The following is a 13,538-nucleotide window of genomic DNA, read 5'->3' on the forward strand; positions in this document are numbered from 1 at the left end:
GGACCACGAGAACTCGTTCCGGTCTTCCGATGACGGGAATGGAGAAAGCGTTCCGGTGGGGCCTTCGGATCCTGGTGTGGGCGATCCTCGCGTTCCTGGTGATCCCGATCCTCATCGTCATCGCCGAGTCCTTCAACGGCGTGAACTACTTGGCATTCCCGCTCAAAGGGGTTTCGCTCAACGCGTACCGAAAATTCTTCTCCGACTCGTCTTGGGTCGATGCCACCTTGAACAGCGTCCGTATCGCCGTGGTGGCCGCGCTCATCGCAACCACCATCGGCACGTTGGCCGCCTGGGCGTTAGCCCGCACAAAGAATCGGTCCAAGGGCATCGTCTACGGGATCCTCTACTCGCCGGTCATCATGCCCCTGATCGTCCTGGCCATCAGTTACTACGCGGTGTTCTCCCGACTCCAGCTGATCGGTGAATGGGTCGCGGTGTCCGTTGCCTATTCGGTGATGGGTATTCCGTTCGTGCTGGTGGCAGTGTCCAGTGCCCTGCAACACTTCGATCCCGAACTAGAGAACGCCGCGCGGACTCTGGGAGCCGGACCGGTTCGCACCCTATGGAAGATCACCCTCCCGCGATTGACGTCCGCGATCGGCGCCGGCGCCGTGTTCGCCTTCGTCACCGCGTTCGACGAGGCCGTGATCATCCTGTTCGTCGCCGGGAGCGGATCCGTCACACTGCCACGGAAACTCTGGGACAGCGTCCGCTATGACCTCGACCCGACTCTTGCGGTCGCCGGAACCGTGCTCATTGTCGTATCCGTCGGCCTGTTCTTGCTGGCCGAGCTGTACTCCGCTGTTCGAGACCGACGCCGAACCCGTGCACTTGCAGCAGCGACCGAATTGGAAGGATCCGATGGCTGAGCAGGTCGTCTTCAAAGGCATCAACAAATCATTCGGCGACGCAGCGGCCGTCGTCGACCTGAACCTCGGCATCGAGAAGGGTGAATTCTTCACGTTGCTCGGGCCGTCCGGGTCGGGCAAGACAACCACCTTGCGTATGCTGGCCGGTCTCGAGTCGGCAACGTCCGGTGAGATCGAGATCGACAACGAGTTAATCACGCACACCGTTCCCGAGAAGAGGAACATCGGGCTCGTTTTCCAGCACTATGCGTTGTTCCCTCACATGACCGTGGCCGACAACGTCGCCTTCCCACTCAAGATGCGTCGCACTTCGAAAACGGACATCACGACCAAGGTGAACGACGTCCTGTCGATGACGCAACTGTCGGATTACCGGAAGCGCTATCCGCGGGAGTTGTCGGGCGGTCAGCAGCAGCGAGTTGCGCTGGCCCGCGCATTTGTCTTCTCCCCTTCCATTCTGCTGATGGACGAGCCGCTCGGTGCGCTGGACCGCAACCTGCGAGACCACATGCGGCTGGAACTCAAGAGTCTGCAACAACGGATCGATGCCACCGTTCTGTATGTCACGCACGATCAGGACGAAGCGCTGGCCATGTCCGATCGCATCGGCATCATGAACAACGGCCGGCTGCTCCAGGTCGCGCCACCCAACGAGATGTACGAGCGGCCGGCGAACTCCTTCGTGGCAAAGTTTCTCGGCGACTCGGTCTGTCTGCCCGCCACGCGATCCCGGCCGAATGGCAGCTGCGCGCTAGAGGTCGAACAGCTCTCCGGTCGGGTGCGGATCGACCCCAGCACCAACCTGTGTGACGACGACACCGGAGTGATGGTGGTGCGACCCGAGAAATTTGTGCTGCACAACAGCGAGCCCGGGGTCTCGGACGACAACTGTGTCTCCGGCGTGGTCGAGGCCAGCGTGTACCTCGGCTCGGACCACCAGGTCTACCTCCGCGACGACTCGGGCGCCCGGATCCAGGTGAGCAGCCCCGCGGCCGCGGGCGCCATCGACGTCGGGTCGCGGCAATGGCTCACCTGGCGCCCCACCGACACCCTGTTCCTCCCGGTCGCCGACTAGGCCGCGGGCACACCCACCACCCCAACGACGTCCCCTGGGACGAACGCAGCTGAAGGGAACCACATGGATCTGTCTTCGGTCACTTCCGTCAAACTCAACATCGACGGCAACGTCGGCATCGTCACCCTGAACCGACCCGACAGGCTCAACGCCATCGACAGCGCCACGATCGGTGATCTCGACCGGGTGTTCGCAGAGATCGCCATCAACGATGCGGTCCGGGCGGTGGTGATCACCGGCGCCGGGCGCGCATTCTGTGCCGGCGCAGACGTTCAGGAGTGGAGTGAAGGCGACAAGCCGGACGACGAAGCCTGGCCACCGAAAATGCATCGGTTCATGAGCCGGCTGTATTGGTTGCCGAAACCCGTTATTGCAGCGGTCAACGGGGTAGCAGTCGGCGCCGGCTGCGATATCACGCTCACCGCCGATATCCGTATCGCCTCCACGGCAGCGCGTTTTGGCGAGGTGTACATGCGTTTGGGGTTCTGCCCGGACGCCGGGGGCTCGTTCCTGCTGCCGCGGATCGTCGGCGAGTCGCGCGCTGCCGAGATGATCTACACCGGACGGATCATCGAGGCCGCCGAAGCGGACAGCATCGGACTGGTCAGCGAGGTGGTCAGCCCGGATGAACTCCTGCCGCGGGCAATGGAGGTCGCCGGCGGCTTGGCGGCCGGACCGACCACTGCCATCGGCATCGCGAAGCAGAACCTCCGACACAACTCCCTGGTCTCCTTCGATGAAGCGCTCCGGATCGAACTTCGTGGGGGGGAGCTGTGCGGGAAGACCGCCGACCACGTCGAGGGCCTGAAGGCGACGGTCGAGAAGCGGCAGCCGAAGTTCGTGGGCCACTGATGAACTCATCCGACCACCCGCTGCATCCGTTGTTCGCGCCGCGAAGTGTCGCGGTCGTCGGTGCGTCGCCCAAGGGCGGATACGGCCTGACTACGCTGCAGAACCTCGCCGGTGTCGGTTACCACGGACGACTGTGGGCGGTGCACCCCCGCCTGGACTTCGTGGGCGGTGTCGAGGCATTCCCCACTTTGTCGGCGCTCCCGGGCGTGCCGGACGCGATCGCGGTGGCCGTCCCAGCGGCATCCACCCCACAGGTCCTGGCGGAGGCGGCGAGCCTGGGTGTCCGCGGTGCCGTGGTGTACGCGAGCGGCTTCGCCGAACTGGGCCAACGCGGTGAACCTCTGCAGCGACAGCTGCGGGCGGCGTGTGGTGATTCACTGAAGATGATCGGCCCCAATTGTCTGGGAATAGCCGGATTTCGGGACCGCACTGCGCTTTGGGGCATCACGATGCCGTACCGGCATGCCGATACGGACGGAACGGTTGCGCTCGCCGCGCAAAGCGGCAACATGGCACTGACGCTGATGCACTCCGGCCGGATACCCGCTGTCGCTTATGCGGTTTCCGCGGGCAACCAGGCGGTGCTCGATGTCACTGACTGCCTCGACTACTTCCTCACGGACCCGCAGGTCCGGGTGGTCGGACTGATCGTCGAAGGGTTCCGGGACCTTCCGCGATTCCGGAAGCTGGCGCTGCAGGCGTCGGCAGCGGGTGTTGCCATCGCGGTGCTCAAAGTCGGTCGATCCGCCCAAGGCGAGAAGGCGACGGTCGCCCACACCGGGACGCTGGCAGGCAGCGACGCCGCTTACGGCGCGTTGTTCGAGCAGACCGGGGTGATCCGCGTGGACGACCTGGACGAGCTGGTCGCCGTCTGCACCCTCTTGTCGGGATCGGTGCGGCCCCGCGGCCCGCGTCTCGGGGTGTTCGCCAGCTCGGGCGGTGAGTGTGGGCTGATCGCCGACCTCGCCGAGCCGGCGGGTGTTCAGCTACCTGAGTTGGATACCGAGACCGCCCGCCGGCTCCGGGAGCTGGTGCCGGCCTACGGCTCGGTGGGCAACCCGTTCGACCTGACCGCCGGCGGCTGGGGAGACCAGGAAATCTATGCCGCATCCGTCGCAGCCCTGGGCCAATGCCCGACGACCGACGTCGTGGCGTTCGTCGGCGACGCGCCGACCGCTGCCGGCCGGCCGCAGGACTCGGGTTGGGTGGAGATGGTCGGCGGCGCAGGCAAAGCGGCAACGGAGCTGGACGTTCCGGTCGCGCTGATGACGACCACCACCGACGTCTCGGGCGAATTGGTTGAGCTGGCCAGGGAGAGCGGGATTCTGCTGCTTGCCGGGCTGCGGCCGGCATTGCGGGCTATCGGCCTGGCGGGGCGGTGGGCCAACGGACCGGTTGCCTCGACTGATGACGTCGACCTGCCAGCGGTCTCGTCCCCCGACGCCGAACAGGTGCGCACCCTGTTGGACCAGCATCCCGCTGCAGTGCTCACCGAGACCGAGGCGAAGCAAGTCATTTCCTGCTACGGAATTTCGGTCCCGGACGGCGGGACAGTTAACGACCGCGACTCCGCGGCCGAGTTGGCCGCTGCGGTCGGGTTTCCGGTGGTCGCCAAGATTGTCGCCGACAACTTGGCGCACAAGAGCGACGTCGGCGGCGTGCTTCTGAATCTGTCGACGCCGGCCGCCGTCCGCGATGCCTACGACCGCCTGATGACGCAGGCCGAGACCACCGAGGCCACCCGGATCCACGGCGTCCGGATCGAGCAGATGGTGGGAACCTCCGGGATCGAGATGATCGTCGGCGGCCGCAACGACCGGGCCGGTTCGCTGGTCGTGATCGGGGCCGGTGGGCTGCTGACGGAGCTGATGGCGGACGCCGGTCGATTGCTATGGCCATACAGCAGGAGCGACGTGCTGGCCGTGCTCGGGCGACTGCGGGTAAATCGGCTGCTCGCCGGATACCGGGGCGCCGCGCCGGTGGATGTGGGCGCGCTGATCGAAGTGGTGCTTCGGGTGGGACGCCTGTTGGCCGATCATCCCGGCATAGCCGAGATCGATATCAACCCGCTACTGGTGCCACCGCCCGGTTCGCCGTGCCAGGCACTCGATGCACTGATCGTCACGGCGGATCCGTCTGCCACCGAGGAAGGATGACCCAAACGCCATGGACTTCACCATCTCAGAAGAAATGACCGAATTCCGCGGAATCGTCCGCACTTTCGTGGAGAACGAGCTGATCCCCTGGGAGGACCACGTTGAGGAGCACGACGGGTTGCCCGAGGACGTCGAACGTGAGCTACGGATCAAGGCGGTGAAGCTCGGCCTCGCCGGCCTGGGAATGCCCGAGGAGGTCGGTGGCGCCGGATTCGGCACGCTGGACCAGGTGCTGATCGTGGAAGAGACGTCACGCGCCCTCGGCGGAGTCTCCTCCGGAACGATCCCCGGAGCGTCCAACATTCTTCTGGCCTGCACGCCGGAACAACGTGAGCGCTTTCTCTACCCGTGCATCCGCGGCGAAAAGCAGGACTGCTTCGCGTTGACGGAGCCCGACACCGGATCCGACGCCGCCGGCATCAAGACCCACGCCGAACTGGTGGACGGCCGATGGCGGCTCAACGGCCGCAAACGCTTCATCAGCCATGGTGACTCCGCCGATTTCGCGATCGTCTTCGCCGTCACCCACCCGGACCAGGAGGACGACCGCATCACCGCGTTCCTGGTGGAGAAGGGCACCCCGGGATTCTCGGTCGGCCAGGTGCACAAGACGATGGGGCATCGCGGCTACCGGCAGGCTGAACTGGTGTTTGACGACTGCATGATCGACTCGGCAAATGTGCTCGGCGAACCGGGCCAGGGGTTCGTCCTGGCCCGGGACTGGCTGCGCAACGGGCGCATCATGACGGCCGCGCGCTGCCTCGGGCCGATGGCGCGGCTCATCGACGAGGCACTGGAGTGGTCCAAGCAACGGGTCCAGTTCGGCCAGCCGATCGCCGACTTCCAGGCCATCCAGTTCATGCTCGCCGACTGCGCCACTGATCTGTACGCCTCCCGCATGATGACCTACAACGTCGCCTGGGACGACGACCAAGGCCAGGACCCGAAGATGGTGTCGGCCAAGGCATCCGCCACCAAAGTGTTCGCCAGCGAAGCGCTCGGTCGTGTCGTCGACCGAGTGCTGCAGATCTTCGGCGGAACCGGATATATGAACGAGATGTTTGTGGAGCGCGCGTACCGCAACGCGCGGATCGAGCGCATCTGGGAAGGGACCTCGGAGATCCAGCGGGTGATCCTGGCCCGCAGTCTGCTCAAGCGCGGCATGTTCGCCTGAGCAGAGCCGACAGCATGGCAGCAGATTCGGCAGCTGTACCCGTGCGGACCCGACCGCACATCGACAGATCAGACCGCACCTCGACGAAGGAGATCAGAATGGCCCGCAAACCAGTGTCCGCATCGCTGTTCAACGTCGGAATGAACCGACGTGATCTGCTCCGGCGGTCCGCCATGATGGCCGGCGGAGCGCTGGCGCTCGGCGGAGCGGGATCGTTGTTGGCCGCCTGTGGCGGCGACCCCACTAAGGCGGCACAGGGCGGAGAGCCGGCCGTGTCCGGTGGCGGCGGATCGAACAAAAAGGTCGTCGTAGCCGACTGGGGTGGCGCCATTCAGGACGCGGAGAAGACATACCTCTACGAGCCGTTCACCAAGGAAACAGGCATCGAGGTGGTGATCTCCGGCCCACCGTCCGACGCAAAGATCAAGGCCATGGTCGATTCCGGCAACGTCGAATGGGATCTGGTGGCCGGAAGCAAGTCGAATGTGCTCAGCCTCGGCTCGGAGTACTTCGAAGAATTTCCGGAGCGACTGCATTCGATCAAGGGTATGGATCCGGCCTTCACCGACAAACAAGCGATTGCCTACTACGTCTTCTCGACCAACATCGGCTGGAACGCCGAAACCCTCAATGGCAAGAAGATGGAGAATTGGGCAGACTTCTTCGACACGAGCACGTTCCCCGGCAAGCGCACCATGGGTGGTATCGAGGGCGGCGGCAATCCCGAGTTGGAGTTCGCTCTGCTCGCCGACGGTGTGGCCAGGGACAAGCTGTACCCGCTGGACGTGGACCGAGCGTTCAAGAAGATGGAGGAGATCAAGGGCAGCGTCCCCCAGTGGTGGTCCTCAGGCTCCCAACCCGGGCAGATGTTGGTGTCCAAGCAGGTTGCGGCGGCCAGTATCTGGAGCGGCCGGGTCTTCACCCTGCAGGGCGAGAAGGCGCCGATCGACTTCACCTGGAACGACGGCATGTACACGCCGGCGGCCTGGATCATCCCCAAGGGCGCTCAGAACAAGGACGCGGCCATCCAGCTCGCGGAGTACTCCGTGCAGCCGGAGGTCCAGGCACGGCTATGGGGCAATTATCCATGTGGGCCGACGAACTCGTTGGCCCTCGCCAAAATGGATGAGGAATGGGCCATCAAGCTGCCAACTCACCCCGATCACGCCGCGGTGCAATTCATCAACAATGCGGAATGGTGGGGAGAGAACCGCGACATGGTGTTCAAGCGTTGGAACGAGTTCTCCCTCTGATCGAGGACCATCAGTCACAGCTTCGACGTGATCAATTGGCGCCGGGCGGGTTGCGGACCAAGCGACCGACCGGCGCTCACCACGGGAGGAACGCCAAATGAGATCGACCCGGAGCCTGCGCGGCGAAGCGGCTATCGTCGGCATCGCCGAAGCCGCATCACCCACCGGTGAGCTGCCCGCGCGCGGGCGCACCCTAGAGGCACAGGTGATCAAGGCTGCACTGGACGATGCAGGTCTTACGTTGGCCGACGTCGATGGCGTGGCCCACGCCGATTCATCCCTTGACCTCGCCGAGTTCCTGTCGATCGCGCCGGCCTTCACCGAATCCACTTACACCGGTGGCAGTGGGTACGAGCTGTATGTGGAGAAGGCGGCTGCGGCGATTGCCACCGGACTCGCCGAGACCATCGTGATCGTCTACGCGGCAACGCCGCGCAGCGACCGCAAACAAGGACTGGGAGGTTGGGTGGAGCCTGCCGGCCCACGGGACGAGTTCGAGGTCCCGTACGGGCTCGGCCTGATGGGTTCGTACGCGCTAGCCGCTGATCGGCACATGAGCCAGTACGGCACCACGGAAGAACAGCTCGCCTCTATCGCTGTCGCGACCCGCCAGTGGGCCGGATTCAATCCGATGGCCAGGTTCACCGACCCACTCACCGTGGACGATGTGTTGGCCTCTCCGAGGATCTGCTCGCCGCTGCATCAGCTGGACTGCTGTCTGGTGACCGACGGCGCCGGAGCGATCGTGGTGACCAGCACTGAACGGGCGAAGGACCTGCGGAATCCGGTCGTCCCGGTGCTCGGGGCTGCAAGTCTGCACTCCCACAACATGATCCACGCGATGCCTGATCTCACTGTCACCCCCGGGGCCATCACTGGCAAACGTGCGCTGGACCACGCCGGAGTCACCGCCGGCGACGTCGGCCTGCTGATGGGATACGACTCGTTCACCATCACCGCTCTGTTGCATTTGGAAGATCTCGGATTTGTCCCGAAGGGCGAGGCGGGTGCTTTCGTCGCCGACGGAAATACCAGGCCAGGCGGCTCGTTGCCGATGAACACCAACGGCGGTGGGCTGTCCTACACCCATCCCGGCATGTACGGGATCTTCCTGTTGACCGAGGCTGTTCGACAACTGCGGGGCGCTGCGGGCGCGCGGCAGATCCAGGATCTGGAGATTGCAGTCGCACATGGCTCTGGCCAGTTCCTTTCGGCGATGTCCACCGTGGTGCTGGGAACGGAGGCTGCGCTGTGAGCCGGAACGAGTTCGCGCCACTCCCGTCCGCCGCGACCGCGCGGTATTGGGCGGCGACTCGGGAGCGTCGCCTGCTCTTGCAGTGGTGTCCGAACTGTGAACGTCATGTGCACCATCCGCGCGAGGCCTGTCCGGGCTGCCTGTCCACCGAACTTCAGTGGCGCGAGTCGGCGGGGAGAGGGACGGTACATGCCGTCTCGGTGCACTATCGGCCGTTCGCGCCGATGACTGCCGAGGACTGCCCCTACGCCGTGGCCTTCGTCGACCTGGAGGACGGGGTCCGGTTCCTGGCGAACGTCACGGCCGACGACCTGGAGGCCATCCGCGTCGGCGACCCCGTGTCCCTGCAGTGGAGTCCGATCGCCGATGGATACCACCTACCGGTGTTTCATGCGAATGCTCACTGAGCGCCAGGGGGCATGCAGTGTCTCACTCGGCGTTCGCCAGAACCTTGCTGTCGATGTGGTGGGTCTACCTGTCGGTCGGCGTGCTGATTCCGCTGGTGCCGCACTGGATCGTCGGCGAACTCAACGGTTCCGGGACCGATGTCGGCGTCACCGTGTTTGTCTACGGTGTGGCCAGCATCGCCTCGCGGCCCCTGGCCGGCGCCTACCTCCGACGGGGGCGCCCGGAGAGGTTGATGACGGCCGCCGTCGCCGTCGGCGCAGTGGCACTGGTCGCGACACCGCTGGTCCCGCAGCTCGCCTGGATGTGGGGCCTGCGATTCATCGATGGTGCTGCGGTCGGTCTGTTTTACACGTGCGCCGCAACGGGTGTGGTGCGCTCGACCACCGCGGCGCGTCGCGGAAGTACGCTGGCCGTGTTCTCCGTGCCGTTGTTCTCGGGCGTCGCGTTCGGGCCAGTGGTCGGGGACTGGGCGATGGAACACCTGTCCGCCGGCTGGGTCTGGGTGCTGTCCGGAGGGCTGATGTCGCTGGCGATCGGCAGCACCGTCTTCGGTGTTGCGCTGTTCGGCGACCCGCCGGCCGACCAGTCGGAACAAATCAGCCCGATGCTGTTGCTCCGGGCGCTGGCCCATCCGGCCGCCGTGCGGCCGGCCGCGGTCCTGGCTCTCTCCATTGCCGGATGGGCGGCCTTCCAGGCGTTCGTCCCGCTGTACGGGCCGACGATCGGTTTGGCGGCAACGGGAACAGTGTTCCTGACCTACTCGGCCGCCGTCATCGTCATCCGCATCGGCGGTGCTCGATGGTTCGACCGCATGCCGATCATCGAAGTGATCACGATCGGCTGTCTGGCCAACATCTGCGGCCTGTTGCTGGCTGCGCTATGGCGCCGGCCGGCGGCGCTGTTCCTGGCCGCCGGTTTGATGGCGATCGCGATCGCCCTGATGTACACGACCTTGATGCAGGTTGCCCTCGACGGGGCGCCGCGCCGCGACGAAGGTCTGGTGGTCGCGGCCTACAGCGTCTCCTACGACGTGGGCGCGGGGCTCGGTGGCGCTGCGCTCGGCGTGGTGATGACCTGGACCGGCTCCTACACAGTGGTTTTCATCGGAGGCGCGGCAGCCGGCGTGCTCGCATTGGCCCTGCTACTGCAATCGTTCTGGCCGCGGCGGGCGCGTTACGCCCCGGTCCGGCCGCTGCCGGCAGATTGATCCCTCGATTCGACCGGACGGACGGGCGAGGACCTGAGAGGACAAGGAAAAGGGAATGACGATGGAATCACTTGATGGACGGGCCTTTGTGGTGACTGGTGGTGGCTCGGGGATTGGCAGAGCCACTGCGCTGCGGCTGATGGAACTTGGCGCGTCGGTGACGGTGGCCGGCCGCACCGAGGAGCGCCTTCGCGAGGTCGTCGCCGCGGGCGAGGGGCTCAGCGGTACTGCGATGGCCCGGGTGACCGATGTTCGGGATCCAGAGGCGGTCGAGGGCATGGTCGCCGATACGGTCGAGCGCTTCGGTCGGATCGATGGCCTGGTCAACAACGCTGCCGGCAATTTCGTCTGCCCGGCAGAGGATCTGAGCACCAACGGCTGGCGGGCGGTGATCGACATCGTGCTCAACGGCAGCTGGCATTGCGCGTCGGCGGTGGGTCGGGCCTTGATCGCGGCTGACCGGCCAGGAGCAATCCTGTCGGTGGTCGCCAGCTACGCCTGGCTGGGACATCCGGGCACCGTACACTCGGCGGCGGCGAAGGCCGGGGTGGTAACGATGACCCGGACCCTGGCCGCGGAGTGGGCCCGGTACGGGATCAGGGCCAACTGCATTTCGCCCGGGCCGACCACGACCGAAGGTGCTGGTGCCGCGCTCTGGGCCACCGCTGCGGAGCGGGAACGGGTGTTGGAATCGGTGCCGGCCCGTCGGTTCGCAGAGCCGGCCGAGATCGCTGATATAGCCGGCTTTCTCCTGTCAGATCGGGCCGGCTACATCACCGGCGAAGTACTCTCGGCCGACGGTGGGCAGTCTCTGGGTGCGCAGGTGTACGGCACTCCGGTCGCAGAATTGACCCGACCACGAACGACCGCTCCGGCAGCGGGTCGCTGACATGGGTCGCCTCGACGGTTGCGTCGCTATCGTGACCGGAGCCGGCCGTGGTCTCGGTAGGGCGCACGCCTTGTGTCTGGCTGCCGAGGGCGCATCGGTGGTGGTCAATGACCTGGGTAGTGCACGCGACGGCGGCGGCTCCGACTGCTCGCCGGCCGACGCCGTCGTGCACGAGGTTCGGGCAGCTGGCGGATCGGCGATCGCCGACCACGGAGACGTCAGCGACCTGGATCAGGCAGAACGGATGGTGAACACCGCGGTCGCGGAGTTCGGCCGGCTCGACGCGGTGGTGAACAACGCCGGAATCCTGCGAGACAGGATGCTGTTCAACATGTCCGGCGAGGATTGGGACGCCGTGATGCGCGTGCACCTGAAAGGCTCGTTCGCGCTGACCCACCATGCCGTGCGGCACTGGCGAGCGCTTGTCAAGGACGGTCAACAAGTGGACGCCCGGATCGTCTGCACCTCGTCGCCGAGTGGGCTCTACGGCAACGTCGGCCAGGCGAACTACGCTGCGGCCAAGGCCGGCCTGGTCGGCTTCACGCTGACCCTGGCGAAAGAGGTCGAGAAGTATGGGATCGCCGTGAATGCGCTCTCCCCAGGGGCTCGTACCCGGATGACGGAGGGGCTGTTCGACATGGACGAGGGCGCCGACCTATGGGCGCCGGAGAATGTCTCACCCGCGTTGGCGTGGCTGCTGTCGGACGCTGCCCGCGGTCTGACGGGGACAGTGCTGGAGGTCGAGGCCGGGTGGGTCGGGTTCGCCGCACCGTGGACGCACGGACCTCGGAGACGACAGACCGACCGGCACTGGAGTGTCGACGACGTTGATCGGGTGATGCCCGAGCTATGGCGGGACTATCGGGAATCGGTCGAGGACCGGCAGTGACGGGCGCGCTCGATTCCGACGAATGGAGCGTCGGCAGGCCAGTGACAGTGGAGCAGGAAGCCGTCGCCCAGTTCGCCGAGGCCGTCGGTGAGCAGTCCGGCGACGACTGGCTGGCCAGCTCGCGCTCGACGGAACTGTTGGTGCCGGCGACATTTCCGGTGACGTTGGTGTGGTCGGTCCAGAATCTGGCACTTCAGTCGGTATATCAGGGTCCGGGGCTGGGATTGCACGGAGAGCACGCGTTCGCCTACCACCGTCCTGTCCGGGTCGGGATGACGCTGCAGCCACGTGCACGGGTCGTCGCTGTCGTGCCGAAAATGGCCGGCACGGTCGTGGTCTGCCGCAGCGAGTTGCTCGATGACGCCGGCCCGGTGTGCACTCAGCTCTTCACCCTGTTCCAGGTGAACGAGTCACTGCATCCGATGGGTGAGCCGGCACGGCTCGACGGCGATCCGGGGAACCCCGGCGACGTTGCGGACCGCCCGTCCCTGGGCGAGCTCACCGAGTCGGTTGCCGGTGATCAGTCGTATCGCTATGCGGCGGCGTCGGGCGACGGCTACCGGATCCATACGGACGAGGTTTTCGCTACGGGTCAGGGTCTGGACGGGATCATTCTGCACGGAATGTGCACCCTGGCCTTCGCCGCCCGAGCTGTCGTCGCCCTGGCAGCGGGCGGAGATCCGGCTCGGCTGGCCTTCCTCGGTGCACGCTTCTCGACACCGGTCCGTCCCGGCCACACTTTGACTACGACAGTGTCCGGCTCATCGGCGGGCGGGTTCACCACGACGGCGGACGACGTACCTGTGCTGACCCGAGGTCGGTGGGCCGTCCAAGGGTAAAGCCCTAGGCTCCGCGACCGAGGTGTGGCCAACTATCAATGAGCGGGCCAGCAGGAACGGCCGCTGTTGCTCACCCGGAGTGGTGCCAGCGGGACAGCCTCGACGGCCGGCGGTCGGCTGCAGTGTGGTCGCGACCTCCGGTGGTGTGGTCCCGCTGTGGGCGTTCGTTGCCGTCATGTCGGGTGGCGACCGCTGCATAAACTCGTGGCTCCTACGCCCGTCTGTGCTGTCTACGCACACACTGACGATTTCCCGTTCGATCCGAAGGACTGAGCCGTGCCCGACCGACCTGAGATCGTCTGCATCTGCGGCTCTACCCGGTTCGTGGCCGAGATGCTCGCGGCGAACCGTGATCTGACGTTCGCAGGTGTCATCGTCGTCGCACCAGGCGTCTTCCTGCGCACCGAGGATCACGAAGCGGACGAGGTGATCACCCACGAGCAGAAGGCCGCGCTGGACGCCCTGCACCTGCGCAAGATCGACCTGGCGGACAGGGTTCTGGTCGTCAACCTGGGCGGGTATATCGGCGAGTCCACGAGCCGGGAGATCGCCTACGCCCAGGCCACCGGCAAGCCGATCTCGTTCACCGATCCCATCTGACCGGTAGGCGCTTCGTGGTACGCGCGGGCAACGCGTCTCGGTCAGTCTCGGAGCGTGTTGTTGGAGGGC

The 13,538-nt window shown here is 65.7% G+C and carries 13 protein-coding genes; all 13 read left to right on the forward strand.

Annotated features, from left to right (window positions below; translation table 11 throughout):
- The first annotated feature begins 29 nt into the window (after positions 1–29).
- The 13 genes from K340_RS28830 (at position 30) to K340_RS0109785 (ending at position 13,469) form a co-directional block, all read left to right on the forward strand.
- Positions 30–872 (forward strand): ABC transporter permease, encoded by an 843-nt coding sequence (locus K340_RS28830; protein ID WP_084614226.1) that lies wholly within the window; start codon positions 30–32, stop codon positions 870–872.
- Positions 865–1,947 (forward strand): ABC transporter ATP-binding protein, encoded by a 1,083-nt coding sequence (locus K340_RS35790; protein WP_051265657.1) that lies wholly within the window; start codon positions 865–867, stop codon positions 1,945–1,947. The genes K340_RS28830 and K340_RS35790 overlap by 8 nt, the downstream gene beginning before the upstream one ends.
- 63 nt (positions 1,948–2,010) lie before the next feature.
- On the forward strand, positions 2,011–2,799 hold the full coding sequence (locus tag K340_RS0109735; protein WP_051265659.1) for an enoyl-CoA hydratase/isomerase family protein: 789 nt from the start codon (positions 2,011–2,013) through the stop codon (positions 2,797–2,799).
- The gene (locus K340_RS0109740; RefSeq protein ID WP_029136578.1) at positions 2,799–4,955 is read left to right on the forward strand and encodes an acetate--CoA ligase family protein; all 2,157 of its coding nucleotides are present in this window, start codon (positions 2,799–2,801) and stop codon (positions 4,953–4,955) included. The genes K340_RS0109735 and K340_RS0109740 overlap by 1 nt, the downstream gene beginning before the upstream one ends.
- 10 nt (positions 4,956–4,965) lie before the next feature.
- Positions 4,966–6,129, forward strand: a complete 1,164-nt coding sequence (locus K340_RS0109745) for an acyl-CoA dehydrogenase family protein (RefSeq protein WP_029136579.1) — start codon at positions 4,966–4,968, stop codon at positions 6,127–6,129.
- Between the two features lie 98 nt (positions 6,130–6,227).
- Positions 6,228–7,382, forward strand: a complete 1,155-nt coding sequence (locus K340_RS28840) for an ABC transporter substrate-binding protein (RefSeq protein ID WP_161632083.1) — start codon at positions 6,228–6,230, stop codon at positions 7,380–7,382.
- Positions 7,383–7,479: 97 nt separating this feature from the next.
- The gene (locus K340_RS0109755) at positions 7,480–8,637 is read left to right on the forward strand and encodes an acetyl-CoA acetyltransferase (protein ID WP_037363601.1); all 1,158 of its coding nucleotides are present in this window, start codon (positions 7,480–7,482) and stop codon (positions 8,635–8,637) included.
- Complete coding sequence (locus K340_RS36995) at positions 8,634–9,044, forward strand: Zn-ribbon domain-containing OB-fold protein (protein WP_029136581.1); 411 nt, start codon at positions 8,634–8,636, stop codon at positions 9,042–9,044. Before K340_RS0109755 ends, K340_RS36995 begins: the two co-directional genes overlap by 4 nt.
- Positions 9,045–9,061: 17 nt before the next feature.
- Positions 9,062–10,252, forward strand: coding sequence for an MFS transporter (locus tag K340_RS0109765; protein ID WP_029136582.1), 1,191 nt, complete (start codon positions 9,062–9,064; stop codon positions 10,250–10,252).
- A gap of 55 nt (positions 10,253–10,307) precedes the next feature.
- On the forward strand, positions 10,308–11,141 hold the full coding sequence (locus K340_RS28845; protein WP_037363603.1) for an SDR family oxidoreductase: 834 nt from the start codon (positions 10,308–10,310) through the stop codon (positions 11,139–11,141).
- A 1-nt stretch (position 11,142) separates the two neighbouring features.
- The gene (locus K340_RS28850; protein WP_037363606.1) at positions 11,143–12,030 is read left to right on the forward strand and encodes an SDR family oxidoreductase; all 888 of its coding nucleotides are present in this window, start codon (positions 11,143–11,145) and stop codon (positions 12,028–12,030) included.
- Entirely contained in the window at positions 12,027–12,869 is an 843-nt protein-coding gene (locus tag K340_RS28855; RefSeq protein WP_051265667.1) for a MaoC family dehydratase, read from the forward strand. The genes K340_RS28850 and K340_RS28855 overlap by 4 nt, the downstream gene beginning before the upstream one ends.
- 276 nt (positions 12,870–13,145) lie before the next feature.
- Complete coding sequence (locus K340_RS0109785) at positions 13,146–13,469, forward strand: hypothetical protein (protein WP_029136583.1); 324 nt, start codon at positions 13,146–13,148, stop codon at positions 13,467–13,469.
- Positions 13,470–13,538: the final 69 nt, after the last annotated feature.

The organism is Nakamurella lactea DSM 19367 (assembly GCF_000426645.1).
GTDB classification, from domain to species: Bacteria; Actinomycetota; Actinomycetes; order Mycobacteriales; family Nakamurellaceae; genus Nakamurella; species Nakamurella lactea.